The following is a 26,792-nucleotide window of genomic DNA, read 5'->3' as shown; positions in this document are numbered from 1 at the left end:
TGACAGTGCCGACTGCAGCGATCAGAGCGTTGTCAATGTCCATGTTTCAGCGGCAAAGCTCAGCTGGTGCGTCAACTTCAGCGCCCGGAGCAGCATGCTGTCGTGCGAGACGATAATCAGCGTGCCCGCGTATTGGCACAACATGTTCTCCAGCGCCTGAAGGGATGGCAGATCCAGGTGGTTGTCAGGTTCGTCCAGCAGCAGCAATTGCGCTGGCTCGTCACGGTAGAGTGCACAGGCCATGGCAGCCTTGAGGCGCTCGCCACCGCTGAGTTGTCCGCTAGGTTGATCAATATGGCGCGCATCCAGTCCGACCTGTGCCAGTCGCATACGTTGCAGCGACTCGGGCGTGCGCGGACTGGCGGCCAGCAACTGGCTCAGAACCGGTGATTCGGATTGCAACAGGCTCTGGTGCTGGTCCAGCAGTGCAAACGGCGTATTCAGGCTGTACTCGCCCGTCAGCGGCTGCAACTGCCCTGCCAGCAGTTGCAACAGCATGGACTTACCGCAGCCGTTGGGGCCGCTGACGGCCATGCGCTGACCGGCGCGCAGCACCAGATTTAGAGGAGGGGGCGGCCCAACGTGAGGCAGTTGCACATCACGCAGCTCGGCAACGATGTGGTCTCCCTGGCTCCTCAGCTCTTGAGGCGGATGCCAGTGGATGCTGTCGGCCTGCCAGTCCACCTGGCGCTGCAGTGCCAGGGCCGCCTCGCGCACGTTTTGGTTCAGGGTTTCGCGCGCTGCGGCCTGCTGGGTCGCCAGCTTGCCGCCCGAACTCTGGGCGCGTTCCTTGCCAGCGTCCAGCAGAATCTTGGCCTGATTGCCGTTCTTTCCCAGCTTTTCACCGCGTGCCTGCCTGCGACTCTGGCGCTGCTGCTGCGTGTGCAAGGCCTGCTCGGTGCGGCTGCGCTCCAGCTTGAGGCGGGCCAGTTCGTCTTGTGCATTCTGGGTTTTCTGGCGTTGGACTTCTCTGTAAAAAGAGTAGTTTCCGCCATAGATGGTGATTGCGCTGGGGGTCAGTTCCGCAACAGAGTCCATGACCTCCAGCAAGACTCTGTCATGGCTGATCAGCAGCAGGCCGCTGCGCCATTGTTGCAGTTGCTGCGCCAGGGCAGAGCGGCTGGCAGCGTCCAGATGATTGCTGGGTTCATCCAGAATCAGAAAGTCGGCCTGGGCCAGTTGTGCACCCAGCAGCGCCACGCGCATGGCCTGGCCACCACTGAGCTGGCTGGCAGGTGTTTGCGGTGCCAGCTGAGGCAGGCCGATCCGCTCGAGCTGCATCTGAAATTGCTGACGTATGTCCCAGCGCTCGGCTAGCAGTTCGTAGTCGCTGGCTTCGCAGCTGCCCTGTTCAATACGCTCCAGTGCCAGCAGCGTGTTGCTCAGGCCTGCCAGTGCAGCGATGCTCAGGTCTGGACGGGATGCCAGAGGGTTCTGTGGCAGATAGTGAATGCGGCCCGCACGGGTTACGCCGCCGCTGCCGGGAGGTAACTCGCCAGCCAGAATGCGTGCCAGCACGGTTTTGCCCACTCCATTGCGACCCACCATCGCCGTGCGCTGTGAGCCGAAGTTGCAGCAAAGATTGGAAAAGAGTGGCCGCCCATTGGGCAGTGTGTAAGAGACGCCATGCAGCGTCAGGCGAGTTTCTGTCATAAGACCATGCGATGGGTTGATGCCTAACATCCCCAGGCTGCACATGTGGACGGCAGCGATTGGGAGGAGGGGAGGTGGCCGTCAAGCAGACGGCGGCATCAATGGCGCATGGGTGAAGAGTCTCGTTGGAAAGCGAAAGTGCTCAATTCTAGGCAGTCCAGCGCTGAGGTCAAGCGAGCTGTGGCGCGCACGCCGCTGCCTGATTGCCGAACTCCGCCAGCACCGTCAGCACGCTGGCGGTCGCAGGGTTCAGCGTTGGCAATTGGCGATGGGCGATGGCCATGGGGCGCATCAAGGTGGGTGACAGATGCCGTATCTGCACGCTGCTCTGTTGCTGCTGCTCTTCCATGGCTTCCAGCGGCAGCAGGGCTGCAGCCTGACCGGCGGCTGCCAGGCTTTTTAGCGCCTCGGTATAGGTCAGTGCAATGAATGGGCGGGGACTCAGGCCTGCCTGGCCGAACCAGCCGGCAATCAGGCCGTGCATCTGCGTGGCGGAAGCAAAGCAGGCCCAGGGGCGGCTTGCCAGCCATTCGGGGCTGACCTGTTCGGGGACCTCCCAGGCTGCGGGCAACAGGGCCACCATGGGGTCGTTACGCCAGGGCGTGAGCATGATCTCAGCCGTCTCCGCCTGCGGGCTGGCGACCAGGGCGATATCGAGCGTTCCGGCCTTGAGGCGTTGCATGGAGTCGGCCGAGCCAACAGCCTCCAACTTGATGTCAATGCCCGGGCTGCGGCGACTCAGGGCGTCGAGCATCAACGGAAACAGCCGGATGTTGACCCCGGCTGATACGCCTACCTTGACCAGGCCGGCGCGACCGCTTGCATGGCGCTGAACCTGATCGATCAGGTCGTCTCCGGCCTCCAGCAGCTTGCGTCCCTTCTGCACCAGCACCAGGCCGGCCGATGTCAGTTCCGCCTGGCGCCTGCCGCGCAGCAGCAGCGTGGCATTCATGCGCGCCTCCAGTTCCTTGACGTGCAGGCTGACCGTGGGTGGAGCCAGATGCAGCGCCTGGGCCGCTGCGGCGAAGGTGCCGAGATCGGCAATGGCAATCAGCGTCTGCAACTGGTCGAGATTGAGGTTTCGCATGATTTATTCTTCAGATTTTCTGAATTAAATGGTCAGATCATTCAACTTTACAGATGTTAGGTGTCTGTAGACCATTGGCCGACCATGAAAAATCATCAAATTGAAGACCACGGCGGGGAATATGGGGTCTTGAGTGACAGGGCTCCGAGCCTCAACTCGCTTGAAGTGACAAAGTCCGGGGAACTCCGCGCGTTGCAGTGGCTGGCACGAGTCCGAAACTGGCTGGAGCGTGCCGAGGCACGAGTAGGGGCAGGCTTCAGAGTGCCACCCAATGGGGGGTGAGAAGGAGGCTGCAGACATTCTCGGGAATCGATGGCTCCTGGCTGCTGCGCGGCATGCTTCCCAGGCGATTGCAGCTTCTGCATATCGGCTGCTTTTCAGCACCAGGTCAGCGCTACATTTGTGGGCCGCTGTTTTGCAGAGTCATTGAACGCTTATGTTGCTGAAGCAAATTGAATCCATCGTGCTGTTTGTGCAAGATATTGATGCCGCTGCTATCTGGTATGCCGAATTGTTTCAGTCCCAGGTGCAATACGAGAATCATCACTACGCTTTTATCCGGACGTCGGGATGTCTGATCGGTTTCCATCCGCAGGACAGCAAGTGTCCGGGGGGAGCCGGTGGGGCGACAGTCTATTGGGAGGTGGCTGATTTGCAGGAAGCGATACAGGAACTTGAACAAAGAGGGGCGGTTTTGTACCGAGGTCCCATCGTCACAAGCCTTGGTGCGGCTGCGGCAATGCTGCTTGATCCCTTTGGCTGCACCTTAGGGCTGCATCAGGCCCACCCTCATTCCGTGCAAGCGGTCCAGACACTGCCAGGCGCCAGCCAGCCGCCGGAGCCGATGCCTAGCGAATGAGCCATCACGTCAATGTTGAGTCATGCAGCGATTGGAGGTCTTTCACGAGGCTTCCGGATACCAGGATCAAATGTCAGAATTCCGACATTATTGACTTTTGCATCAAGGAGGATCGATGCGTGCACTGGCAGAACTTTTGGATCGCGACGAGCCGGCCTTGCCACTGATACAAGCCTGGGCGCAGGAGGCGAGCATTCCTGTCGAATGCCTTCCTCCCTCGGCTCAGAGAGACTCCGTGTTGCTTGCATTGCAGGTCACGACACGCTCGCCGCTGGGGGCCATGGCTCATGGAACCGGTGGAATTCTCATTGATGGGGGCTGGCTCAGAATGCTGGGCTCGGGGCATCCCAGGCTTACACGCGATCTCGCAGCGTGGAATCGCGCGCGCAGCAGCGGATTTTTGCTGATTGCCGACGATGCCGTTGGGGGATTCTTTGCCATCAATGGCGGGGCCCTGGGCGAGGATCTGGGGGCCGTCCATTATCTGGCTCCAGACACCTGGGCCTGGGAGTCGCTGGAGATGAGGCATACGGCTTTTGTGCAATGGGCTTTCACGGGTGGGCTGCGCGACTTCTACCGTGATTTGCGTTGGGAAGGCTGGGAAGCCGAGGTGGCCGGCATGGGCAATGATGCTTGCATGAGCTTCTATCCTTTTCTCTTCACGGAGCAGGGCTCCGTACTTTCGAGTGCGCGCAAGCCGGTACCGGCAGCAGAACACTACGCATTCATGAGCAAGGGTGGATAGAAAGAGCCTGCCTGAGCCAAGACAAAGGATGAGATATCAGGTGGCTGTGCCGCTTTCACCGCCTGCGTGCGACCGGCTCAAGCGGGTATCAGCGCTTTTCCCGTGTCGCAACCTCATGGCGTGCTGTCGCCATTTCAACCAATTGGGCAATCGTGTTGATATTTCTGGCCGTACCTTGGGCTGCTGCTGGAATCCTGAGCTTGGAACTGCCCATTCCTGCACCATAAGCCACATAGATCTCGCGCCGTCCCAACTGCAGTTGTTCGTCCTTGCGACCCTTGATCTGGGTTAGTGCGTCCGCAGGTGGTGCTTCATCGAGAAAGATGGCAACAGTGCGGTTGCCCGGGGATTCGGGAAAGGGGTTGTTGGCCAGCACCTCCTCCATTTCCCGGGCCGTGCGCACGATGACATCCACGGGCTTGCCGGCGTAACTGGCCAGGCGTCGTTCCAATGCGGACTTGAGCTGCTGCTCGGTGCAATCTGCATCCAGTACTACATTGCCGCTGGCAATATAGGTCTGTACCTGTGCAAACCCTTCGGCCTCGCACATGGACTTCAACTCGGCCATGGGGAGTTTGCCGGTTCCGCCGACATGACGGCCCGCAGCAGAGCGACATAGATGGGCATGACGGACAAATGGGCTGGATCTCGAAGGGGCTAGGCGGAGAAATCCCGCACAATGCGACGGAGCGCCAAGGCGCACAAGAGGATGCTAGCGTATCGCATCAGCCCGCGAGATTGGGGTGGCCGGGATAGTGTGGATTCAGGAGGACTTGCAGTCCACTCCACAGCGGCACCAACCGTGCTTGGCTTGGGCCAAAGCCCTAGTCTTTGCAAGGATTGCTCCTGCATTTCACAGAATCCGCCAAGGCTCAGGCTGCCCTTGTGCCACCCGCCAGGACTGCCCCGAGCGCTTGTCAGTTCGGATAGAGGCTTGCCGTTTGTCTGGACTCGATTGCCTGCCCGAGGCTGGTGCCAGAAATCACCTGGGCGGTAGAAGGTGCAGGACTGCCCTGTGCCGAAGCATCCGGCCCGTAGTTGTTCCGACGCTCTTCTACGGTCATGGATTGAGGGCATTTAGAACCCGTGATCTCAAGTGCCATGCGAGCGGCAGGATCCATGCAGTCCATTGCCAGCGAGGCTGCCTTCATGCCCTTGTTCCAGAGCTCACGGCTCATTTTCAGGCGTTTGCAATGCTCGTCCGTCCAGGTTGTGCCGAAGCTCACGCCAAAGCCTGGGCCGTTGGCACTTCCACTGCTGCTGCCCATGCAGGTGTCATTGCTGGTCGTGAGGTTGGGGCCGTTCACGCTGGGAACGTTCTTCACGGTGTATGTGCCGCTGTACTCGACGATGTTCCTGGATGTCCCAGATACCGTGCTGTTCAGATTCTGGGTGGTGGTTCCGTTGGTTGTTATGTTTTGATCCGAGCTTGAGGTCGACCTGCTTTCGATGCTGGATACCGATCGGCTGTCCGCCGCAGCAACCGGATTCACGATGGTGATGGATTGATTCTGTTGTGCACCCACTGACGAGGAGCTGGAGAGGCTTTGTGCACTGCTATCGGCATTCTGCGCAAAGCTGCACAAAGGGACACAAAGGCTTAGCAAGGCTATTGAGGCTTTCATGCTGTTTCTCCCTTGTCCCCGAGTCTTGACTTGGGAGGCCTCAACTCGGGGGCAATACAACTGAGTTCGCGGAACTTATCTAGTTGGCGGCTGAGTTCGCCCATCCATAAGCATTGCCCGAAGTTCCGCCACCATTGGAGCCTCCGAAGGCTGTACCCAGGCTGAAGCCGGTAGTTGTCGCATTGCCGACAGAGGAGGCGCCAGAGTTATTGCTGGTCGAGGTTCCTCCCGGACCCGAGATCGCCTGCGAGTTCGCACCAAAGTAGGAGTTGGTATGGGCAGTGCTGTTCACCACTGCAATGCCGTTGCCGATTGACGCGGTTCCAGCCACATTGTTGGTGCTCGAGTTTGCGTAGCCTCCGGCGCCACCGCTGACCAACTTACCGGGAGCGTGGCCGAGGTAATTGCTACCTACATCCGAATGTGCGTTGGCGTTGGTGGTTCCGTAGCCGCCGGCAACGCCGCCCCCGCTGGTTGCCGCAAGACTGGTGACGGTTCCTGTGGTGGAGGCGCTTCCGCCGACACTCGATTGGCCCGAGGCCACAGGTCCCCAGGAACCGGTGGTGCCGGTGCTGGTTCCAAAGCCGCTTGCTTGAGCGCTGGTCTTCGCACTATTGAAGCTCACAGCGCTGCCCGTGCCGGAGCTTGCAACCGAGGAATAGGTTCCCGAGGATGCATTGGTCCCCGTGTTGGTTGCAGCAGATGCCACACCAGCCAAGGCAGCAACCGCCATGACAATCAAAGACTTTTTCATGATCATTCCTTTGAATAGCGAGTTCTCAGACCACCGGGATGAATTCAGGCGAAAGACCATTTGCCATTGCGCAATGATCAATGCCAACCGGAGTTGCGTTTTGGCTTCGCAGATGCCTGTGCCAAAACGTTCTTTCGGTTAATGTCAGTTTCAATAAGCCAGATGAAAACAGAAATACCTTGTTTGGGCACGGAATAGGATTCTGCGGATCTGCTGTTGTTATTTGTACAATTTATTGAAGTCTAGAACTACATTGCTATCAACAATGAAGTGAAATTAGATAATTTAGATATTGTTTTTAAGTGTAATTTTCAAAACAATATAATCATCTATATTCTGATGGCTGTATGCGAAATTTTCCTGAGAAGAAAGAAGCTTTGTTTTTTTTGGCTTTAAATACCAATATTGAGTGGTTTTTAATTGTAAATAATGTGCTGTTTTATTTGATGGAATAGTGCTTCATGAATTGATTACTATCTTTTTGAATTTCCATGAAAGTTGAAAACCTGTCATCCGGGAGTAGAGCTTGCGGTTTGCCACGTCCAATGTCGCGGCGAACCTAATCTCTAATCCGGCCAGGATTTTTGTTGCAAGCCAATGATCGGCAATGCGGTTGCTTCTCGGCAGGTTCAAGATATCGCAGCGGGTTGTTGGCGGTCGTTTCAGGGCCATCCCTCGCAGACGCGAGCGACGGGATTTTCTGCCCCGATCGCCCGCCAGAGCTTCAGGCTCTTATCAAGCTTTTCGGACTCTTACTGGTAACCCTTGCCTGACCACTGCCCCCGATACCCAGTCGATCCATACATTGTCTTTTTGAGGTCGGGTCGGATCGGTAAAGCCCAGAGCATTGAGGTTCACGCCATTGCCGTGTTGGGGGTTGGCATGGGTGGGCTGGCCGTCGACCTTGTGGGACACGGTGCCCAGTTGCTTGTGACCGTAGCCGTGCTCAATGGCGATCGCACCGGGCGCGATACCCGCGCGTACCAAGGCTACGCCTTGGAGTTTGCCGCCGGGGGTGCTGAGTTCGATGTGGTCGCCATTGGCTATGCCCAGCCTTGCCGCGTCGGCCTTGTTGATGCTCACAGGATTGTGCGGGTGCACCTGGCGCAGCCGTGAGGCGGCGATGGACATGCTGCTCATCAAGTTGGACTTGTAGCTGGTCATGGTCAGCGGCCAGTCTTGCTCGGAAAACACTTGGCGCATGTCCGAGCCATCGGCCAGACGCGTGGGGTACCAGGTGGGGCAGCCGCTGTAACGCTCGCCGGTCATGGAGTGGCGCATTCTGGACAGACCTTCGTGCCAGAACGTGGCCGGGAACTTGGCCTGCAGCTTGAGCTGGTCGCCCTTCCAGGCGTCTTCGACCTTGTCGAAGCGACCGCCACGGCTCATGACCATGGCGACGCGGCGCACTTCCTCAGGGGCGACACGCTTTTGCAGCGAGGGCATCCACTTCTCGAGGCCGGTGATTGCGATGTCGTCATCGCTGGCTTCGGGCACGGACTTGCCCGCCTGGTAGGCGATATTGCAGATGCCGCGCAGATAGAAGTCTTCGGCGTTTTCCAGATCGAGCGGCTCGCCGTCTTTGGTGGACATGGCGTTCTTGCCAAAACCAGGCAGACCCAGTTGCTTGGCAACGGCAAAGACAAAGGTCTCGAAGCTGATGGGCTGACCGTCGGCAGTTTTGGCGGTAGCGGCATCGACGGTGGGCCAGCGCACCGTGCTGCTCTTGGCCACCACGTCGGCCCATGGTGCGCCAATGCCCCAGCTCTCATAGGTGACGGTGTCTGGCACGATGTAGTCGGCCAGCGCAGAGGTTTCGTTGATGAAGGGATCCACCGAGACAAACAGCGGCAGCTTTTTCACGTCCTTGACCGAGTCGGCCAGCGCATTCTCGAAACCGCACATAGCGTAGATGGGGTTGCTGATATGGTTGATCCAGGCCTTGACCGGGTAGGGGTAGCCCAGCATTCCGGCGGCCAGCATCTCGCTGGAAAGGCCGCCGGGCGCGGGGTACCAGGGGGCCTTGGCGGGGTAGGGGTTCTGGCCCGCTTCTTTCTTGCGTCGGAACTCGCTGGTCTTCTCGTAGGGGAACTTGGTGCGAGACAGGGCCACGCCCTTGGGTTTGACGGCACCTTCAAACTGCGCAAAGTTGTAGCGTGGGCCGGGGCCGAAGGGGCCAAATGGCCCCGCGTCCATCACCCAGCCGCCGCATACGTTCAAGTTGCCGATCAGATTGTTGAGCATGGCGATGGCGTAGGCGGTGTAGAAGCCGGAGCCATTCATGGTGCCGCCGTGGGAGTTGGCCACGGCCTGTTTGCCATGACTGGTGAACTCGCGCGCCAGGTCTTCGATCTCCTTTACGGGCACGGCGCAAAGAGCAGCGTATTCCTCCAGCGTCTTTTTGTGCGCTTCAGTGCGCAGTTTGACGAAGGCGGTGCAGACAGCAATCGGAGTGGGTTCATCGGTCGCATCCGCAGCCTTGCGGGGAGTGAATTCACGCTCCACGATCAGCTCGGCGCTCTGGGCCACGGTGTGCGCGGCCAGCGATCCATCAGCCAGTTGCACCACATACACGTCTTCGGCGGGTGTTTTTTCGTCCACTGGCTCCGGCATGGGCAGGCCAATGTCCGCGCCGCGCAAGAACTGGCCAAAGCGGGGGTGCTTGGGTTCGTTGATGAGCAAGTGCGTGGCGTTACTCCAGGATGCCTCGCCCACTGCTGCCATGGCGGCGGGGCCGGGCTGGGTCAGAAACTGCTTGTCATAGCGCTCGTTGTCGATGATCCAGCGGATCAGACCCATGGCCAGCGCCAGGTCGCTGCCGGGTTTGACGGGCAGCCAGCGGTTGTTGTCACCTGCCGCATGGCTGGACGAAGTGGGCAGCATGGGTGAGACCACCACATATTTATAGGTGTTCTCGCTACGCGAACGGGCCTCGGCCAGCTCGCGCCCCACGCGCTGAAACGGGTTGCCGGACTGCGCTGGCGAGGTGCCGATGAACAGGCCGAAGCGCGAATTCTGCCAGTCCGGCTTGCCGTGGGGCATGCCGGCCATATCGCCCAGCGCCGCACCTGTGCCCACACGGTAGGTCTGACCGCAGTAAGAGCCGTGATTGGACACATTGATGGTGCCGAACGATTGTTTGGCAAAGCGGTTGACCAGCGGGGTGCGGCCTTCGTTGGCGGCCTCCGTCACCAGCAGCTGGTTGGACTTGGGGCCGTATTCGGGATTGGCTTCATCGATCAGCGTGTTGACGTCGCGGATGGCGCGCAGGCCGTCCACATGGCCTTCGCCGAAGAGATCGCCGCCTTCGCAGATTTCCTGAACCAGCTCTTCGAGCGTGATGCTCTTCCACTGGCCGGCGCCACGTGGGCCCACGCGCTTGAGCGGCTTGAGAACGCGGTGGGGAGCTTTTTGGTGCTCGAGCATGGCCGAGCCGCGGGCGCAACTGGTGGCGCGGCCTTCCAGGCCGTTGTCACCGCCCAGCATGGCATAGACCTCGCGCACCGGCGTTTCCATGGGCGCGGGGTGGGTTGTGGCCAGCGGGTGATAGGGGTTGCCGGCGATACGGATGATACGGTTGTCGGCGGTGTCGACGCGCACACGCACGCCGCACTGTGTCCAGCAGCCCAGACATGAGGAGGGGCTGACCACCTGTCCGGGCTGGGTTGTCAGCTTGCCGCTGGCGGGGTCGATACGGAATTCGGGCGTCAGCGAGTTGCCGCGCGTGGCGCTTTGGGTGGTTTTGCCCGAGCTGCCGGTGATCAGTCCCTTGGCTCCCTTGGCCACAGTTTCGCCATAGCCTGCGGCAAAAGCTGCCAGACCGCCTGCGACGGCGCCGCCGCGCAGCAGCATGCGGCGGCGGCCGGCATCGGTGTGCCCGGTCTCGGCGCCTTGGGATTGTTCGGGGGGGAGTTTTTTGTCAGTCATGGTCTTGCCCTTTGTGTGAGGGAAGGGCAAGCGCTGCAGCATTTCTATGGTTTTGATAGCTGCTGGCGCCTGCGGGTATTGCGTTGTATACGTACTTGGCTTGATTTCTAGGCGGCGCTAGCGGGCTTGCGAGCCGGGAACAGCTCCAGCGCCCAGGTGGCCAGCCCAACCAGTGCCACGCACAGGCCAGCCATGCCCAGCATGCCCATCAGTCCTTCACCGCCCAGAGGCATGCTGTACAGATACAGGCCTGCGCCAAACTTGGGCACGCCCTGCACGCCCATGAACAGTGCCCAGCGGAAGGCCCATGCCGATGCTGTCAGGCCGGCGCCCAGCACCAGGGTGTAGCCCTTGGCTGCCAGACGATGCTCGCCGCGCAGCAGGGCGATCACCACGGCTGCGCCAAACATGGCCGAGCCCAGCATGGAGATGCGCCAGACAGGGAATTCATTGAACAGGCGCACCGCCATGTCAAATGAAGGGCTCTGGCCTGCGATCCCGGCAATCCCCCAGGTCAGGGCGCTGGCAATCAGGCCGGTGGCCAGCCACAGGCCCAGATGGCGCAGCCCATGCAGGGCTGCTGCATCAGGCTGCAAGGCTCGGGGCAGAAAGCGGTAGAGCACAAAGCCCATGCCCACGGTGGCCAGCCAGCCGCTGAGTGCCAGATTGATCGGTACCCACAGCGTGTTCCACAGCGGGCGCGAGCGGATGACCATGATTTCGGCGCCCGTGTAGACCACGATGCTGAGTGTGGACAGCACCAGTACAGGCACCAGAAGGCGCATCAACCTGTGCTTGCCCAGCCACCACAGCGCGCACATCAACACGCATAGCCCGACAAACGTGGGCATGAGCACGGCACCCAGGCTCATCCACGACCAGGGTGTGAGGTGGGCATAGAAATGCCAGAAGCGCGCTGGCTGGTGCAGGTCGGCCAGCAGGGCGATAGGTGCGGCAATTGCGCTCACGGCCAGCACCAGCACGGAAGTGGGCAACAGGCGTTGGAGCAAGCCTCGGGCCGGGCCGAACGCACAGGCCGAAGTCAGCAGTGCGGCCCCCGTGGCCATGCCGACCAGAAAGAAATACTGCACGGCCCATGGCAGCCATGCCGCTTCGTAGGCTGGGGTCAGGAGTTCAATGATTTGCATGAGGGCACTCCTTTCACAGATGTTCGGCAACAAGGCGAACCGTGGCCTGACCATCGACACCGTTCACAAACTCATCGGGCAGGCCGATGTAGAAGACATGCGGCTTGGTCTTCATGCCGGGTTTGAGGACCTTGATCTCGTCCTTGTGAGCATTGATGCGCTGGTTGATTTCGCTGTGTGCGTCGTTCAGGTCGCCAATCACGCGCGCACCGCCCACGCAGCTTTCCACGCAGGCGGGCAGCAGACCGGCTTCCAGGCGGTGTTCGCAGAAGGTGCATTTGTCGGCGGTCTGCGTTTCGTGATTGATGAAGCGTGCGTCGTAAGGGCAGGCCTGTACGCAATAGCCGCAGCCTACGCAGCGCTCGTTGTCGACAAGAACGATTCCGTCGGTGCGCTGAAATGTGGCTTGTACCGGGCAGACGGGCACGCAAGGCGGTTCATCGCAGTGGTTGCACAGTCGCGGCAGACTGACCATAGCGGCAGCCGTGTCGCCGGCCTGGTCGATCTCGTACTGCAGCACCGTGGTGCGGAACTGGCCGATAGGGGGCTGGTTTTCGACCGAGCAGCTCACTGTGCAGGCCTGGCAGCCAATGCACTTGCGCATATCGACCAGCATGCCGAAGCGCTTGCCTTCCATGCCGGGTCGGCGTAGGGGCTGGAAGCTGGGGTCGCCGGGCAGCGCTGCGCGGGCGCTGCCCGCAACGCCGAAGCTGGCGGCCATGGCAATCAAGTCCTGCAAAAAACCGCGCTTGGTGGGCGCTGTCACTGCCTGCTGAGGTGTCCGGGCAATGGATGGGGTGCTGCAGGTGCAGTCCGAGCTGCTGGTTGAGCAGTCGGAGAATTCTCGTTTCTGAAGTGGCATGGCCCTTCCTTTCATCGTCGCACTGGCACCAGAAAACCCCGATGCCTTAAACACAAAATAGTATTAAATTAATATCTTTTATGTCTAATTGACTATATGAAAGTTGCCGTTTGTGTCACTTGATTTGAGTCAAGTCTTCGCTTGCCCAGGAGTTTTTTTGAATGGAAATCTCGCGAGAAGATGACTTGCCGCCGAGCATGCAGTCACTTTATTAATGAACTGTTAAGCAATCGGTGTGTTGCCGTATGTAATCGGCTTTACTTGGTGGCAAGTTCTGGAGATCAAGCTGATGCATACATGGCGTGCCTGAGCGCAGTCTGAGTTCGATGTGCTGCGCCACCGCAACGGCTGCTGCAGCAAACAGATCGGTTTGGAGCCTTGGGTGGCTTTGTATGTCCTTGACGCAAGGCAGTTTCGCTGCTGTCCGACAGTGCTGCAGGCCCGCGAGTTTCTTAGAGGCGGTGCGTTTTCTGTAAGATGTTCACATGCTGCAGGTTTTATGAGCGGCCGGCCCTGATGCTTGCTGTCTCGCAGCTATCTTGGTGCACTGCAAAGTGCATGCGATATTCCAATTTCGTCACATTGAAAGGATCGATATGTCACGCTCTGTTTCCGACGCCGTTTCCACCGCCCAAGACGATCTGGAAAAACTGGTCAGCGATCTGCGTGGTCTGCTGTCTGCCCGTGAACTGGACAAGCTTCCTGAAATCGGCGTGCTTCGTCAGCGCATCGACGACGGCATGGCCAACGTGCGCGAGTCTGCCGTGCGTGCGGCTCAGGATGCCGCTCGCCAGGCACGTGAAGCTGCCGATGTGGCGGATCGTTACGCTCATGACGAACCCTGGCGCGTCGCCGGTGCCGCGCTGGCAGTGGGTGCACTGCTGGGTTTCATGCTGGGTCGTCGCTAAGCATTGCTGAGCTGCAAAAGGACAAGTGCCTGTGAATTTGATTTCACTACTAGGTCTTGATTCCCTGCTGGAGCGCTGGCGTGCCAATCTGAACGAGGCCGCGATCGCGGCCGAAGATCGGGTTGATCTTGCCCAGCTTGAGTGGCAGCAGCACAAGCGCAGCATGCAAGTGCTGGCGGTGCTGGCCATTGTGCTGGGTGCACTCACCGTGGTCGTGCTCATCGTCCTGTCCATGGCTGTGCTCGTGCAGTTCTGGGACAGCGAGCATCGTCGGCTGGTGGCATGGCTGCTGGTCGGTGGCTGGGTTCTGGTCTGGGGCCTGGGGCTGTGGCGACTGCTGGCAGCTGTCAATCAACTCTCCAGTCCTTTCAGGCTCACGCGGCGCGAGCTCAAATCGGATTGGCAAGCGCTGAAGGAGAGGATTTAGCATGAGCAGGATCTCTCCCGATTCGCGATCCACAGAGCTGGAGCCCATCAAGCCCGCAGACATGGATGCTCTGCTCTGGGATGAAGCGACCGCCGAGCAAAAGCTGGTGCTGTCGCGCATTGCCAAGCAACGCGCGCGCGTCAAGGCCCGAGCCACGGCCAAGGCGCAGGCACTCGCCTTGCGCACTACGCAAACTCCGCATGTAGACGCGGAGGCTCCCTTGCCTGAGCGGCTGCTGTCTTTTGTTCGCCTGCATCCACTGGCAACTGCGGCAGCGGGTGGCTTGCTCATGGTTCTGGGACCACGCAAGCTGATTCGCTGGGGTAGCGCAGCACTGCCCTGGATCCTCAAACTGCAGCAACGTACACGCGGCTGAAGGGGCATGAAAAAACAGCCCGTCAGGCTCAGGCATGACGGGCTGTTTCTTTTGGCGCGGCCAGGCCACGCGTCAAACTCAGTGCATATGAGCGATGGCCTGGGCTGCTTCGGTGACCAGGTCGGGGCCGCGATAGATCAGGCCGCTGTAGATCTGCACCACATCGGCGCCCGCGCGGATCTTGCTCACGGCGTCGGCACCGCTGAGGATGCCGCCCACGCCAATGATGGGAAAGCGGCTGCCAAGGGCTGAGCGCAGCTGGCGAATGATCTGGTTGCTGGCTTCGAGCACGGGCGCGCCGGACAGGCCGCCGGCTTCTTCGGCATGCGGCAGCCCCTTGACGGCGTCGCGGCTGATGGTGGTGTTGGTGGCAATCACGCCATCCATGCCGTGGCGCTCCAGCGTCGCCGCAATCACGCCGACTTGCTCTTCATCGAGGTCGGGAGCGATCTTCACGAACACCGGCGTGCGCTTGCCATGCTGGCTGGAAAGCTGTTCGCGGCGATTGGCGACAGCACCCAGCAGAGCATCCAGCGCTTCGTCGCTTTGCAGCGCACGCAGATTCTTGGTGTTGGGCGAACTGATGTTGACCGTCACGTAGTCGGCATGAGGGTAAACACCGTCCAGCGCCTTGATGTAGTCGCTGGTGGCCTCTTCGATGGGGGTTGTGGCGTTCTTGCCGATGTTCAGGCCCAGCAGCATGGCGCCGCCATTGTTTCCTGCTTTTGCACGCACCTGCGAGCGACGCACATTGGCCAGGAAAGCATCCAGGCCTTCGTTGTTGAAGCCCAGACGGTTGATCAGCGCGTTCTTTTCCGGAATGCGGAACATGCGGGGCTTGGGGTTGCCGGGCTGGGGGCGGGGCGTGACGGTACCCACTTCCACAAAGCCGAACCCCATGGCGGCCAGCGCATCGATGCAGCGTGCATTCTTGTCCAGGCCGGCGGCCATGCCGACGCGGTTCGGGAACTTGAGGCCCGCCAGCTCGATGGGGTCGCTGATCAGAGGGCGCGCCCAGGCTTTCTGGAGCAAGGTATTTTGACCCTTGGCCATGAAGTTCATGGTGAGGTCGTGGGCCGCTTCGGGGTCCATGCCGAAAAGAATAGGACGCGTCAGTGAGTAAGGAATAAGAGACATGGAGATAATCGCTGGATTACCTGGATTTTCCCTCATGACGACATCTGCTGCACCTCTTTCTCAAGATGAACTGAAAACTTTGGTCGGACAAGCTGCCCTGAAATATGTGGTCGCTGGTGAAATTGTGGGCGTGGGCACAGGCTCCACGGTCAACAAATTCATTGATGCACTGGCCACCATCAAGGATCAGATTCCTGGCGCCGTTTCCAGCTCCGTGGCCAGTACCGAGCGCCTGAAGGCCCTGGGCATCAAGGTATTCGATGCCAATGAAGTCACCAGCCTGGCTGTCTATATCGACGGTGCCGACGAGATCGACGGCAAGGGCCATATGGTCAAGGGCGGCGGTGCGGCGCTGACGCGCGAGAAGATCGTGGCGGCGCTGGCTCAACGTTTTGTCTGTATTGCCGATGAATCCAAGCGCGTGCCAGTGCTGGGCAATTTTCCACTGCCCGTGGAAGTCATTCCCATGGCAGCTGCCCAGATCGCCCGTCGCTTCGAAGCCATGGGCGCTGACGTGACGGCGCAAATTCGCATGAAGGATGGAGCGCCGCTGGTGACCGACAACGGCCAGCATATTCTGGATGTCCGCGGCCTGAAGATCGCCGAGCCGCTGGCCTTCGAGTCCGAAGTCAACCAGTGGCCAGGCGTGGTGACCGTCGGCGTGTTTGCCCATCAGAAGGCTGCGGTTTGCCTGCTGGGAACCGCGCAAGGCGTGCAGACGCTGGAATACTAAGCAGCAAGCAGCTGCCCGAAAGCCACCTGCTTGTGCAGGTGGCTTTTTTTATGAAATTGATAGCTGCTAGCGCTTGATGGGTAAGCGTTAGAGCCTGATTTTATTGAAGTTCATGAATTCTAGAAGCGCAGGCCTGCGGGGTTGTCGGGTGTGGGTGCGCCCGGGGCGGGGGCTGCGGGCGCCGTGATGCGTGCAGCGGGGCGCTCTGCAGGCTTGACCGCATCGGTCGCGGCTGGCGCCGGTACGGTCAAGGGCTTGGCAGCGGGGGCTTTGTAGTTCTTCGGCAACTGGGGCTGCTTGGGGTAGCCTGCGGCGCTCAGGTATTGGTCCCAGCTGTCGGCGCCAAAGCCCTTGAGGTGCTGGTTGCCGATGGTGGCAAAGGGCAGGTTGTCCTGTCCGCTGAGCTTGCGCAGCGCTGCAACATCGCTGCTGGTATCTATGGTGCGCTCGTTGAACGGGATTCCGCGGTTCTGCAGATGCGACCGAGCCTCGTCGCACGGGCCGCAGTCCTTGCCCGTATAGATCGTGACGGGGTAACGGTTGGCCGTCTGGCGCAAGTCGTAAGGCAGCTGCACGTTGGCCGTAGACGCCGGGCCATCGGCATTGCTCACGGCTTCGGCGCTGGGCTTGGCGTTGGGGCTGATGGCCCGGTCGGAATAAGTGACTCGCCCATCGGGGCCTACACTGCGATAAAGGTTCTGGGCCTGGCTGACTCCGCCCGCCAATGCGGCAAAGGCGGCCACAAGCATCGTCAGTAGCAGGGCGTTGCGTGAAGTCGGTTTCTCGGCCGAAGGCCGGGCAATGAAAGATCGTGGCATCTCAATCTTGATCAATGAAGTGCAATGAAGAGGTCTGAGGGCGCGAACGCCAATGGGCAGAGCATAGCCTGCATGAAGGTCTGTCTGCAGCCAGACTCCGGTTTGTCTTGATCTGGTCCCGGTGCGCAAGTCAGCCAGTGTCAGTCTATGCCTTCTGCTCGCAGTCGCGGGCATGAAAAAGCGCCCTGGAGGGGCGCTTTTTTGAGAGGCCGCACAAGAACTTAGGCGGCCTGGCTCATGCCTTGGTGGCGCAGCAGGGCGTCAATCTGTGGTTCGCGACCACGGAAAGCCTTGAAGGATTCCATGGCAGGGCGGCTGCCGCCGGCCGCCAGGATCGACTCGCGGTACTTGCGGCCGGTCTCGGGGTTGGGCGAGCCATCGGCCAGCATGGTTTCTTCGAAAGCCGCATAGGCGTCCGCGCTCAGCACCTCGGCCCATTTGTAGCTGTAATAACCGGCGGCATAGCCACCGGCAAAGATATGGCTGAAGGTGTGGGCCATGCGGTTGTAGGCTGGCGATTGCAGCACGGACACCTCGGCGCGCACCTGGTTCAGCAGCGCCATGAAGTCGTCTGCCGGGTTGTGCTCGGTGTGCAGCAACATGTCGAACAACGCGAACTCGATCTGGCGCAGGGTCTGCATGCCGGACTGGAAGTTCTTGGCGGCAATCATCTTGTCGTACAGCGTGCGGGGCAGGGCCTCGCCCGTGTCCACATGGGCGGTCATGTGCTTGAGCACATCCCATTCCCAACAAAAGTTTTCCATGAACTGGCTGGGCAGTTCGACCGCATCCCATTCCACGCCAGCAATGCCCGAGACATCGCGTTCGTTGACCTGCGTGAGCATGTGGTGCAGTCCGTGGCCGGTTTCGTGGAACAGGGTGATCACGTCATCGTGCGTGAGCAGCGCGGGCTTGCCGTCCACGCCGGACGCGAAATTGCAGACCAGATGGGCCACAGGTGTTTGCAGCTTATGGGTGTCGGGGCGCAGCCAGCGCGTGCGCACATCATCCATCCAGGCGCCGCCGCGCTTGCCCTTGCGCGCCTGAGGGTCCAGATAGAACTGGCCGACCAGCTGAGGGCCTTGTGCGGTGGAGCGCTCGATCCGGTAGAACTCCACGCAGGGGTTCCAGACCGGAGCTTCATCGCGGCGGATGGAGACTTCGAACAGGGTTTCGACAATCTTGAACAGGCCGGCCAGCACCTTGGGGGCCGGAAAGTACTGCTTGAGCTCCTGTTCGCTGAAGGAGTAGCGGGCTTCCTTGAGCTTTTCGCCGATGAAGGCCCAGTCCCAGGGCTGCGGGTCGGCAATGCCGAGTTCAGCCTTGGCAAAGGCACGCAGATCGGCTGCATCCTTTTCGGCATAGGGACGGGCACGTTTCGCCAGATCGCGCAGAAAGTCAATGACCTGCTGGGGCGAATCGGCCATCTTGGGCACGATCGAGACTTCGCCGAAGTTCCTGTAACCCAGCAACTGGGATTCTTCCAGGCGCAGCGCGAGGATTTCCTTCATCACGGCAGTGTTGTCAAAGCGTTTGCCATCGCCCTCGGCCTGATCGGAAGCTCGGGTCACATAGGCCTGATAGATTTTCTCGCGCAGTGCGCTGCTCTTGGCAAACTGCATCACGGGCAGATAGCTGGGCATCTTAAGCGTCAGCTTGTAGCCTTCCTTGCCATCGGCTTCGGCGCCAGCCTTGGCCGCGGCGATCACATCGGCCGGAACACCGTCCAGCTCGTCGAGCCTGGCGTAGTAGGCAAAGGCATCGGTGGCGTCCAGCGCGTTCTCGCTGAATTTCTGGGCCAGCTCGGCAGAGCGTGCCTGAATCTGCGCAAAGCGTTCCTTGGCAGCGCCCTGCAGTTCTGCACCGGAGAGCACAAAGCCGCGCATGGCATGGTCCCAGGCGGCGCGCTGTTCCTTGTTGAGGCTGGCCGGGTCAATGGCCTTGTACTTGGCATACAGGCGCTCATCGGCGCCCAGATTGGTCCAGAACTCGGTGACTTTTGGCAGGGCTTCGTTATAGGCCGCACGCAACTCGGGGGTGTCGGCCACGCTGTTGAGATGGTTGATGGCCGACCAGGCGGTGCCAAGCCTTTCGGTCGCCACGTCCAGCACGGCAGAGATGGCTTCCCACTGTGCGGGGAAGTCCGGTGCAACCACGGTCTCCAGCGCCTCGCTGGCACGGGCCAGCAAAGTGTCGATGGCGGGTGCCACATCCGCAGGCTGAATGCGGTCAAACAAGGGCAGGGAGGAGGATTCGAGAAGTGGATTGCTCATGCTGTATTAGGTGCCGGCAAGGTCGGGAAAATCAAGCACTGCCACGGCAATATTTGCTATGGCAGTCATAGCGTCAGCCATTGGTCAGAAGCGCGCTGTGCTGGTTTTAAGCCAGAGACAGCAAGCAAGGGCCGCCCCGCAGCGATGCTGTCGTCCCCCTCCCGAATAGAGAGGGGGAAGGCGCGAAAGCGCCTCAGGGGGGGTCAGCGCGTAGCGCGTTCCGCAGATTCCATGGTGTTGACCAGCAGCATGGTAATCGTCATGGGGCCGACACCACCGGGCACAGGGGTGATGTAGCCGGCCACTTCCTTGACGCCGTTGAAGTCAACATCGCCGCAGAGCTTGCCTTCGGCGTTGCGGTTCATACCCACGTCGATGACCACGGCACCGGGCTTGACCATGTCGGCGGTCAGCACGTCGACCTTGCCCACGGCCGCGACGATGATGTCGGCCTGGCGAGTCATGGCAGCCAGATCGGCGGTGCCGCTATGGGTGACGGTGACCGTGGCGTTGGCGGCCAGCAGCATCATGGCCATGGGCTTGCCCACGATGTTGGAGCGGCCGATGACCACGGCGTGCTTGCCGCGCAGATCCTTCATACCGATGGATTCCAGCATCTTCATGCAGCCATAGGGCGTGCAGGCCTTGAAGCCGACTTCGCCGACCATCAGTGCGCCGGCGCTGGCCACGTGGAAGCCATCCACATCCTTGGCAGGGGAGATGGTTTCGATGACCTTGTGGTCGTCGATGTGCTTGGGCAGGGGCAACTGCACCAGAATGCCGTGAATGCTGGGGTCGTTGTTCAGCGCTTCGACACGTGCCAGCAGTTCGGCTTCGGTCATGGAGGCATCGTACTTTTCCAGCACCGAGTGGAAGCCCACGTCTTCGCAGGCCTTGACCTTGTTGCGCACATAGACCTGGGAGGCCTGGTTGTCGCCCACCAGAACTACGGCTAGGCCGGGCGTGATGCCCTTGGCCTTGAGTGCTGCCGCGCGTGTGGCGACTTCCTTGCGCAGTTGTTCGGAGAGTGCTTTGCCGTCGATGAGTTGGGCTGTCATTGCTGGAGTACCAATAAAAAATGCTGCTAGCCCTTGATGTACAAGCACTAGCAGCTATCAGAATAGGAGTTGGCTAAAGCGCGAGGCTTGGCCAGTGCTCCTAGGATTATCTCGCGATTGGAATGGCTTCCAATTTCGCGGGGAGCACTTAATTGACGGCAGCTGCCGCCTTGGCCGCAGCGCTGGTCTGGCCCTGGCCCAGCGCAATCTTGAGCAGATCGGCCACGGTATTGGCGTTGAGCTTTTCCATGATGTTCGCGCGGTGGGCTTCCACGGTCTTGATGGAGATGCCCAGATCGTCGGCGATCTGCTTGTTCAGGCGGCCGGCGACGATGCGCTCGAGCACCTGAGCTTCGCGGCCCGTGAGCTTGGCCAGCAGCGCATCGCGGCTGGCGGCCTGCTGGTGGCCGGTAAAGGCCTCGCGGGCGTGATCCAGCATGCGCTCGACCAGACCCAGCAGTTCTTCCTCGTTGAAAGGCTTCTGGATGAAGTCCAGTGCGCCTTTCTTCATGGTGTTCACAGCCATGGGCACATCGCCGTGACCGGTGATGAAGACGATGGGTAGAGGAGACTTGCGCTCGATCAGTCGGTCCTGCAGTTCCAGACCGGTCATGCCGCCCATGCGGATGTCGACGATCAGGCAGGCCACTTCACGCGGGTCATAGCGCGACAAAAAGGTCTCGGCTGAGTCAAAGCAACGCACGCGGTAGTCCTTGCCTTCCAGCAGCCATTGCAGCGAATCACGGACTGCTTCGTCGTCGTCAACTACGTAAACAGTGCCTTTTTTGGGAATCAAACTCATGCAATCGTCCTCTTTATGGGTTCGCTTGTCGTGGTGAGTGTTGTCGTCTCCACACCCGTTGCCAACGGTAGCCAGAATGAGAACCGGCAACCAGTGACTTCGCTTCCATTGTAGAGGTTCTCGGCATGCATTCGGCCCTGATGTGATTCGACAATCGAGCGGCAAAGGTTCAGGCCTATGCCCATGCCTTCGCTCTTGGTGGAGAAGAAGGCTTCGAACAAGTGTTCCAACACTTCCGGCGGCAGGCCCTTGCCCGTGTCTTCCACGGTGAACTCCACCCCCGGCAGGCTTTCAAAGACCTGGGGGCGCACGCGCAATTCCACATTGCGCTGACCCAGCGGGCGGTCGGACATATCAATTGACTCAGCACTGTTTTTCATCAAATTGATGAGGACCTGCTCGATGAGGATGGCATCGGCCATTACCGGCGGCATGCGTTCGGCAATATGCGAGGTCAGCTGCACATTGCGGCGGCGCAACTCGATACCGGCCAGTTCCAGCGCCTCACTCACCATCTCGCCCACCTGGGCCAGCATGCGATTGGGCTCGCTCTTTTTCACGAAGGAGCGGATGCGCTGAATGATCTGTCCGGCACGCTGGGCCTGGTGTGCTGTCTTTTCCAGTGCGAACTTCATCTGCTCGGGTGTAAGCGTGCCGTTTTCGAGGCGTGTCAGCATGCCCGAGCTGTAATTGCTGATGGCGGTCAGGGGCTGGTTGAGCTCGTGGGCCACGCTGGATGCCATCTCGCCCATGGTGATGAGGCGGCTGGCGGTCTGGGCCTTTTCGGCCTGGGCCGCAGCCTGTTCCTCGGCCAGGCGGCGCTGGGTGATGTCGGTGGCAATCACCATCTGGGCCAGACGGCCGTCCACCCAGCTCAGATAGCGCGAACGGACTTCCAGCCATTTGCCAAGGCTAGGCACGAAGATCTCGGCATTCTCGCTGCGTGCGGCAGTCAGCGTATCCGTGGGCAAGCCCATGAGGCCGTCCTCGTTCTCGGCTTCGGGCTGGTGGCGAATCGGCAGTTTGCCGGCCTGGGCGACCAGCTGCAGATGCCCTTCGGTGTGCGAACCAAACCACTGGCGGTACAGCTTGTTGGCAAACAGCAGCTCGGCACTGCCAAGCGGTGCCACGGAAACGGAGGCATCCAGCGCTTCCAGCACGATGGTGAAGCGCTCGTACGAGGCAGAAAGCTGTTCGCGAATCCGATTGGGCTCGGTAATGTCCGTCATGGACGACATCCACCCCGTATGCTGGCCATGGGCATCAATCAGCGGCGATACATACAGGCGCGCGTCGAACAGGCTGCCGTTCTTGCGCTTCACACGTACCTGGAAACCGCCAACGATGGTCTTGCCCGACAGCTCTTCGCGCAGCTGCGAATGCAGATTGTCGTAGTCATTGTCGGGCCAGTAGGAATAGGGGGGAACCTGGCCGACCAGATCCTTCTCGCTCCAGCCCGTCATCTGGCAGAAGGCCGCGTTCACATAGGTGATGCGGCCGTGCAGATCCAGTGCTCGCATGCCGGTCAGCACGGAATTTTCCATGGCACGGCGGAAGTTGGTCTCGGCCACCAGGGCCTCCTGGGCACGCTGACGGCGGCGCGTGTGGCGCCAGGTGGCCAGCAGCAGCCAGGCCGTCATGGCCGACAAGGTGCCCACCAGCCAGAACAGGCCGCTGCCGACTACGCCCAGCGAGGTCTGATAGGCCTGGGCGCGCATCATCAGCGCCGTGCCCACAGGGGAGACTGGCACTTCGTATTCATTTGCAATGGCACGCCAGTGCAGCAGCTCGGTGGGCGTCTTGCGCGGTGCCAGCGGAGTGCCGGCCAGCACATGGTTGTCGGCGTCGCGCATGGTGATGGCGTAACGGGCCATCACTTCCGTGGGCGTGCCATAGCGCAGCAGACTGTCCACCGAAAATTCGGCCAACAACTCGCCCTGGTAGCGGCTGTTGGAGCTGATGGGGACATGCAGCTGCAGCAGCGGAGGCAACTCGTTGGGCTGGGCTCTTTCTTGCACGTAAATGGGCTGCAGCATTTCACGGGCCTGCTCATAGGCTTGCAGGGTTTCGCCCTGATGCAGGCCTTCGCCGACGGCACGCAACTGATCCGTGGCCACTGTCGGGGCGGACTGGCTGTACAAAACCTGACGCTTGTCGTTGATCCAGGTGATGGATTGCAGCTCGGGGTACTGGCTGATCAGCGCTTCGGTGCGGCCGTCGAAGTCGGCCTTGCGCATTTCGCGGGTGCCGATGTCGCGGGCCATGCGCATCAGCTGCTCCTGGCGCTCCAGCAGTCGCAGCCGCACGCGCTGCTGGGCGTATTCCACATCGCGGCGCAGCGCCTCCTGCTCGCGATCCACTTCTTCCGTGCGCAAATACCAGAACGACGCAATGATTGCAGCCATGAACATCAGCACGGATGCCAACGGCGCGAGCGCGGCATAGCGATCCTGCCGAGTCGGCGACAGGCTACGCCACCAGCTACGCCACCAGCGCACAGGGGATGCAACGGATTGCGCGCTTTTTGCATCCTCTTTTTCTCGTTCGTTATTGCTTGTTTGCATGCCTCCAGTGTAGGGGAGAGACCCAGTGGAATCTGCGACTATTTCTGTCGCGTAAAAGACAATCTATAGAGGCTTCACTGTATGTGCATTTGCAGCATTTTTTTATATAGTGAAATCACAAAGCACAATTTGAAATTCAAAAAAAATGTGCGAAACTTGCCAGCGATCGACACAGTGAATCGGTTTAATCCGGGGAGCACCCGAAGGTGCTGTGCCACGCGTTATGCGGTGTGGCGCTTGCCGCACCCGGTTGACGCTGCACTCACTGCTTCGTGATAAAGCTACCCCCTCTCGAAGGAGACACTCACAATGACAGCTCAGACTGATCCCAAAGGCGCTGGCTTGCCTGCCGGCCTGGACCAACAAGAATCGCGCGAGTGGATGGACGCCCTCTCTGCGGTGATCGACCGCGAAGGTGCGGACTATGCCCACAAGCTGATTGAGGATCTGCTTGAACACGCTCGCCAGAACAGCGTGGACATGCCTTTCTCGGCCAATACCGGCTACGTGAACACCATCGAGGCTGACCAGGAAGCCAAGTGCCCTGGCAACCTCGAAATCGAAGGCCGTCTGCGCGCCTACATGCGCTGGAACGCCATGGCGATGGTGGTCAAGGCCAACCGCTTGCACCCCGCTGACGGTGGCGACCTGGGTGGTCACATCGGCTCCTTCGCATCGCTGGCCAATATGTTTGCGGCCGGCTTCAACCATTTCTGGCACGCCGAGAACGAAAACCACGGCGGCGACTGCCTGTACATCCAGGGTCACGTCTCGCCCGGCATCTACGCCCGCGCTTACCTGGAAGGCCGTATCTCCGAAGAGCAACTGCTGAATTTCCGCCAGGAAGTGGACGGCAAGGGTCTGTCGAGCTACCCCCACCCCAAGCTGATGCCAGACTTCTGGCAGTTCCCCACGGTGTCCATGGGCTTGGGCCCGCTGATGGCCATCTACCAGGCTCGCTTCCTGAAGTACCTGCACGCCCGCGGCATTGCCAACACCGAAAACCGCAAGGTCTGGGTGTTCTGCGGCGACGGCGAAATGGACGAAGTGGAATCCCTGGGCGCGATCGGTCTGGCCGCTCGTGAAAAGCTGGACAACCTGGTCTTCGTCATCAACTGCAACCTGCAGCGCTTGGACGGCCCTGTGCGCGGCAACGGCAAGATCATCCAGGAACTGGAAGGCGAATTCCGCGGTTCCGGCTGGAACGTGATCAAGCTGATCTGGGGCAAGGGCTGGGACGAGCTGCTGGCCAAGGACAAGGACGGCGTGCTCAAGAAGATCATGATGGAGTGCAACGACGGTGACTATCAGGCCATGAAGGCCAACGATGGTGCCTACGTGCGCAAGCATTTCTTCGGCCGCGATCCCCGCGCTCTGAAGCTGGTTGAGCACATGTCCGACGACGAAATCTGGAATCTGCGCCGCGGTGGCCACGATTCGCAGAAGGTCTACGCTGCTTTCGCCGCTGCCAACACTGCCCAAGGTCAGCCTACCGTGCTGCTGGTCAAGACCGTCAAGGGCTTTGGCATGGGCAAGATTGGTGAAGGCAAGAACAACGTTCACCAGACCAAGAAGCTGAGCGACGAGGACATCAAGGCCTTCCGCGACCGTTTCAACATCCCAATTCCTGACAGCCAGATCGCTGACATCCCCTTCTACAAGCCGGCCGACGATACGCCGGAAATGAAGTACCTGCACGAGCGCCGCAAGGCTCTGGGGGGCTACCTGCCACACCGCCGTCAGGAAGCCGACGAGAAGTTCACTGCTCCTTCGCTGGACACCTTCAAGGCGATTCTGGAGCCCACACCCGAAGGCCGTGAAATCTCCACGACCCAGGCTTATGTGCGTTTCCTGACGCAGCTGCTGCGCGACAAGAACATCGGCCCCCGCGTGGTGCCAATCCTGGTGGACGAAGCCCGTACCTTCGGTATGGAAGGCCTGTTCCGTCAGATCGGTATCTACAACCCCGCTGGTCAGCAATACACGCCGGTCGACAAGGACCAGGTGATGTACTACCGCGAAGACAAGGCCGGTCAGATCCTGCAGGAAGGCATCAACGAAGCCGGCGGCATGTCCAGCTGGATCGCTGCCGCCACCAGCTACAGCCATAGCAACCGGGTCATGATCCCGTTCTATGTGTACTACTCGATGTTCGGCTTCCAGCGCATTGGCGATCTGGCCTGGGCAGCGGGCGACCTGCAAGCGCGCGGCTTCCTGCTGGGCGGCACTTCCGGTCGTACCACGCTGAACGGCGAAGGTCTGCAGCACGAAGACGGTCACAGCCACATCCTGGCCAACACCATCCCCAACTGCGTGTCCTATGACCCCACCTTCGCTCACGAAGTGGCAGTCATCATGCAAGACGGCCTGCGCCGCATGGTGCAGAACCAGGAAAACATCTTCTACTACATCACCCTGCTGAACGAGAACTATCCCATGCCTGGCCTGGAAGCCGGCACGGAAGAGCAGATTCTCAAGGGCATGTACATGGTCAAGCCTGGTCAGAAGGTTCCCGAGAGCGGTCTGCGCGTGCAACTGCTGGGTTCGGGCACCATCCTGCGCGAATCGTTTGCGGCGCAAGAGCTGCTGGAGCAGGACTGGGGCGTTGCTGCCGACGTCTGGAGCTGCCCATCGTTCAACGAACTGACCCGCGAAGGACAGGACGTGGAGCGCTTCAACATGCTGCACCCCCTGGAAGCCGCCAAGGTTCCTTTCGTGACGCAACAGCTGGCTGGTCATGCAGGTCCGGTGGTCGCATCGACCGACTACATGAAGGCCTACGCCGAGCAGATCCGTCCTTTCATGCCCAAGGGCCGTACCTACAAGGTGCTGGGTACCGACGGCTTCGGCCGTTCGGACTTCCGCTCCAAGCTGCGCGAGCACTTCGAAGTCAACCGTCACTACATCGTCGTGGCTGCACTGCGCGGCCTGGCTGATGAAGGCAAGATCAACGCCACGACAGTGGCCGAAGCGATCAAGAAGTACGGTATCAACACCGACAAGATCAACCCGCTGTACGCCTAAGAACGGGAGATA

General features: G+C 60.2%; 20 protein-coding genes and 1 pseudogene. 7 read left to right on the top strand and 14 right to left on the bottom strand.

What is annotated here, in order from left to right; genetic code table 11:
• Positions 1 to 21: 21 nt before the first annotated feature.
• On the bottom strand, positions 22 to 1,653 hold the full coding sequence (locus tag CTATCC11996_RS19115) for an ATP-binding cassette domain-containing protein (protein ID WP_003079319.1): 1,632 nt from the start codon (positions 1,651 to 1,653) through the stop codon (positions 22 to 24).
• Positions 1,654 to 1,822: 169 nt separating this feature from the next.
• A complete protein-coding gene (locus tag CTATCC11996_RS19110; RefSeq protein WP_003079317.1) occupies positions 1,823 to 2,740 on the bottom strand; it encodes a LysR family transcriptional regulator in 918 nt (305 codons plus the stop codon).
• 436 nt (positions 2,741 to 3,176) lie between these two features.
• Here CTATCC11996_RS19110 and CTATCC11996_RS19105 point away from each other — a divergent pair, with 436 nt between their 5' ends.
• Together CTATCC11996_RS19105 and CTATCC11996_RS19100 are read left to right on the top strand one after the other, a co-directional pair.
• Positions 3,177 to 3,599 (top strand): VOC family protein, encoded by a 423-nt coding sequence (locus tag CTATCC11996_RS19105; RefSeq protein ID WP_003079314.1) that lies wholly within the window; start codon positions 3,177 to 3,179, stop codon positions 3,597 to 3,599.
• Between the two features lie 115 nt (positions 3,600 to 3,714).
• Positions 3,715 to 4,344: a DUF2625 domain-containing protein gene (locus tag CTATCC11996_RS19100; protein ID WP_003079310.1), complete on the top strand. Its 630-nt coding sequence runs from the start codon at positions 3,715 to 3,717 to the stop codon at positions 4,342 to 4,344.
• 88 nt (positions 4,345 to 4,432) lie between these two features.
• Here CTATCC11996_RS19100 and CTATCC11996_RS19095 read toward each other — a convergent pair.
• The 6 genes and pseudogenes from CTATCC11996_RS19095 to dsrO all read right to left on the bottom strand — a co-directional run bounded on the left by CTATCC11996_RS19095 (position 4,433) and on the right by dsrO (position 12,660).
• A pseudogene (locus CTATCC11996_RS19095) lies at positions 4,433 to 4,971 on the bottom strand (DUF1697 domain-containing protein).
• 290 nt (positions 4,972 to 5,261) lie between these two features.
• On the bottom strand, positions 5,262 to 5,969 hold the full coding sequence (locus CTATCC11996_RS25965; RefSeq protein WP_172590548.1) for a hypothetical protein: 708 nt from the start codon (positions 5,967 to 5,969) through the stop codon (positions 5,262 to 5,264).
• A 79-nt stretch (positions 5,970 to 6,048) separates the two neighbouring features.
• Positions 6,049 to 6,723, bottom strand: a complete 675-nt coding sequence (locus tag CTATCC11996_RS19085) for a hypothetical protein (RefSeq protein WP_003079302.1) — start codon at positions 6,721 to 6,723, stop codon at positions 6,049 to 6,051.
• 735 nt (positions 6,724 to 7,458) lie between these two features.
• The gene (locus tag CTATCC11996_RS19080) at positions 7,459 to 10,650 is read right to left on the bottom strand and encodes a tetrathionate reductase subunit A (RefSeq protein WP_034349787.1); all 3,192 of its coding nucleotides are present in this window, start codon (positions 10,648 to 10,650) and stop codon (positions 7,459 to 7,461) included.
• A gap of 107 nt (positions 10,651 to 10,757) precedes the next feature.
• Complete coding sequence (nrfD, locus tag CTATCC11996_RS19075; protein WP_003079296.1) at positions 10,758 to 11,798, bottom strand: NrfD/PsrC family molybdoenzyme membrane anchor subunit; 1,041 nt, start codon at positions 11,796 to 11,798, stop codon at positions 10,758 to 10,760.
• Between the two features lie 13 nt (positions 11,799 to 11,811).
• Positions 11,812 to 12,660, bottom strand: coding sequence for a sulfate reduction electron transfer complex DsrMKJOP subunit DsrO (gene dsrO / locus CTATCC11996_RS19070; protein WP_003079293.1), 849 nt, complete (start codon positions 12,658 to 12,660; stop codon positions 11,812 to 11,814).
• Between the two features lie 596 nt (positions 12,661 to 13,256).
• Here dsrO and CTATCC11996_RS19065 point away from each other — a divergent pair.
• From CTATCC11996_RS19065 to CTATCC11996_RS19055, 3 genes are read left to right on the top strand one after another with little or no spacing between them, the layout of a single operon-like run.
• A complete protein-coding gene (locus tag CTATCC11996_RS19065) occupies positions 13,257 to 13,568 on the top strand; it encodes a DUF883 domain-containing protein (RefSeq protein ID WP_003079290.1) in 312 nt (103 codons plus the stop codon).
• Between the two features lie 25 nt (positions 13,569 to 13,593).
• Entirely contained in the window at positions 13,594 to 13,995 is a 402-nt protein-coding gene (locus tag CTATCC11996_RS19060; protein WP_080569903.1) for a phage holin family protein, read from the top strand.
• Between the two features lies 1 nt (position 13,996).
• On the top strand, positions 13,997 to 14,371 hold the full coding sequence (locus tag CTATCC11996_RS19055; RefSeq protein ID WP_003079284.1) for a hypothetical protein: 375 nt from the start codon (positions 13,997 to 13,999) through the stop codon (positions 14,369 to 14,371).
• Positions 14,372 to 14,449: 78 nt separating this feature from the next.
• Here CTATCC11996_RS19055 and CTATCC11996_RS19050 read toward each other — a convergent pair whose 3' ends face one another.
• Positions 14,450 to 15,508, bottom strand: coding sequence for a quinone-dependent dihydroorotate dehydrogenase (locus CTATCC11996_RS19050; protein WP_003079281.1), 1,059 nt, complete (start codon positions 15,506 to 15,508; stop codon positions 14,450 to 14,452).
• Positions 15,509 to 15,542: 34 nt separating this feature from the next.
• Between CTATCC11996_RS19050 and rpiA the strand changes: the two genes are divergently transcribed.
• The gene (gene rpiA / locus CTATCC11996_RS19045; protein ID WP_012838302.1) at positions 15,543 to 16,241 is read left to right on the top strand and encodes a ribose-5-phosphate isomerase RpiA; all 699 of its coding nucleotides are present in this window, start codon (positions 15,543 to 15,545) and stop codon (positions 16,239 to 16,241) included.
• 119 nt (positions 16,242 to 16,360) lie between these two features.
• Here the strand turns inward: rpiA and CTATCC11996_RS19040 are convergent, their stop codons facing one another.
• From CTATCC11996_RS19040 to CTATCC11996_RS19020, 5 genes are all read right to left on the bottom strand, one after another.
• Positions 16,361 to 17,059, bottom strand: coding sequence for a glutaredoxin family protein (locus tag CTATCC11996_RS19040; protein ID WP_236597841.1), 699 nt, complete (start codon positions 17,057 to 17,059; stop codon positions 16,361 to 16,363).
• A 221-nt stretch (positions 17,060 to 17,280) separates the two neighbouring features.
• Positions 17,281 to 19,332 (bottom strand): M3 family metallopeptidase, encoded by a 2,052-nt coding sequence (locus CTATCC11996_RS19035; protein WP_003079274.1) that lies wholly within the window; start codon positions 19,330 to 19,332, stop codon positions 17,281 to 17,283.
• A 203-nt stretch (positions 19,333 to 19,535) separates the two neighbouring features.
• Positions 19,536 to 20,390: a bifunctional methylenetetrahydrofolate dehydrogenase/methenyltetrahydrofolate cyclohydrolase FolD gene (gene folD, locus CTATCC11996_RS19030; protein ID WP_003079268.1), complete on the bottom strand. Its 855-nt coding sequence runs from the start codon at positions 20,388 to 20,390 to the stop codon at positions 19,536 to 19,538.
• 148 nt (positions 20,391 to 20,538) lie between these two features.
• Entirely contained in the window at positions 20,539 to 21,192 is a 654-nt protein-coding gene (locus tag CTATCC11996_RS19025) for a response regulator transcription factor (RefSeq protein WP_003055354.1), read from the bottom strand.
• Positions 21,189 to 23,756 carry a PAS domain-containing sensor histidine kinase gene (locus tag CTATCC11996_RS19020; RefSeq protein ID WP_034349628.1) on the bottom strand — a complete coding sequence of 856 codons (2,568 nt, stop codon included), beginning with the start codon at positions 23,754 to 23,756 and terminating at the stop codon, positions 21,189 to 21,191. The genes CTATCC11996_RS19025 and CTATCC11996_RS19020 overlap by 4 nt, the downstream gene beginning before the upstream one ends.
• A gap of 309 nt (positions 23,757 to 24,065) precedes the next feature.
• Here CTATCC11996_RS19020 and aceE point away from each other — a divergent pair, with 309 nt between their 5' ends.
• Positions 24,066 to 26,780, top strand: a complete 2,715-nt coding sequence (gene aceE, locus CTATCC11996_RS19015; RefSeq protein WP_003079261.1) for a pyruvate dehydrogenase (acetyl-transferring), homodimeric type — start codon at positions 24,066 to 24,068, stop codon at positions 26,778 to 26,780.
• Positions 26,781 to 26,792: the final 12 nt, after the last annotated feature.

The organism is Comamonas testosteroni ATCC 11996 (genome assembly GCF_000241525.1).
GTDB lineage: Bacteria > Pseudomonadota > Gammaproteobacteria > Burkholderiales > Burkholderiaceae_C > Comamonas > Comamonas testosteroni.
This window is presented reverse-complemented; position numbering and strand designations above follow the sequence as displayed.

Bases quoted from the DNA above. Each gene is read 5' to 3' on its own strand.
- aceE (WP_003079261.1), top strand. From the start codon at position 24,066: ATGACAGCTCAGACTGATCCCAAAGGCGCTGGCTTGCCTGCCGGCCTG.
- CTATCC11996_RS19080 (WP_034349787.1), bottom strand. From the start codon at position 10,650: ATGACTGACAAAAAACTCCCCCCCGAACAATCCCAAGGCGCCGAGACC.
- CTATCC11996_RS19115 (WP_003079319.1), bottom strand. From the start codon at position 1,653: ATGACAGAAACTCGCCTGACGCTGCATGGCGTCTCTTACACACTGCCC.
- CTATCC11996_RS19085 (WP_003079302.1), bottom strand. From the start codon at position 6,723: ATGAAAAAGTCTTTGATTGTCATGGCGGTTGCTGCCTTGGCTGGTGTG.
- CTATCC11996_RS19025 (WP_003055354.1), bottom strand. From the start codon at position 21,192: ATGAGTTTGATTCCCAAAAAAGGCACTGTTTACGTAGTTGACGACGAC.
- CTATCC11996_RS19110 (WP_003079317.1), bottom strand. From the start codon at position 2,740: ATGCGAAACCTCAATCTCGACCAGTTGCAGACGCTGATTGCCATTGCC.
- rpiA (WP_012838302.1), top strand. From the start codon at position 15,543: ATGACGACATCTGCTGCACCTCTTTCTCAAGATGAACTGAAAACTTTG.
- CTATCC11996_RS19105 (WP_003079314.1), top strand. From the start codon at position 3,177: ATGTTGCTGAAGCAAATTGAATCCATCGTGCTGTTTGTGCAAGATATT.
- CTATCC11996_RS19065 (WP_003079290.1), top strand. From the start codon at position 13,257: ATGTCACGCTCTGTTTCCGACGCCGTTTCCACCGCCCAAGACGATCTG.
- CTATCC11996_RS19100 (WP_003079310.1), top strand. From the start codon at position 3,715: ATGCGTGCACTGGCAGAACTTTTGGATCGCGACGAGCCGGCCTTGCCA.
- CTATCC11996_RS19050 (WP_003079281.1), bottom strand. From the start codon at position 15,508: ATGTCTCTTATTCCTTACTCACTGACGCGTCCTATTCTTTTCGGCATG.
- nrfD (WP_003079296.1), bottom strand. From the start codon at position 11,798: ATGCAAATCATTGAACTCCTGACCCCAGCCTACGAAGCGGCATGGCTG.
- CTATCC11996_RS25965 (WP_172590548.1), bottom strand. From the start codon at position 5,969: ATGAAAGCCTCAATAGCCTTGCTAAGCCTTTGTGTCCCTTTGTGCAGC.
- CTATCC11996_RS19055 (WP_003079284.1), top strand. From the start codon at position 13,997: ATGAGCAGGATCTCTCCCGATTCGCGATCCACAGAGCTGGAGCCCATC.
- CTATCC11996_RS19020 (WP_034349628.1), bottom strand. From the start codon at position 23,756: ATGCAAACAAGCAATAACGAACGAGAAAAAGAGGATGCAAAAAGCGCG.
- CTATCC11996_RS19035 (WP_003079274.1), bottom strand. From the start codon at position 19,332: ATGAGCAATCCACTTCTCGAATCCTCCTCCCTGCCCTTGTTTGACCGC.
- dsrO (WP_003079293.1), bottom strand. From the start codon at position 12,660: ATGCCACTTCAGAAACGAGAATTCTCCGACTGCTCAACCAGCAGCTCG.
- folD (WP_003079268.1), bottom strand. From the start codon at position 20,390: ATGACAGCCCAACTCATCGACGGCAAAGCACTCTCCGAACAACTGCGC.
- CTATCC11996_RS19040 (WP_236597841.1), bottom strand. From the start codon at position 17,059: ATGCCACGATCTTTCATTGCCCGGCCTTCGGCCGAGAAACCGACTTCA.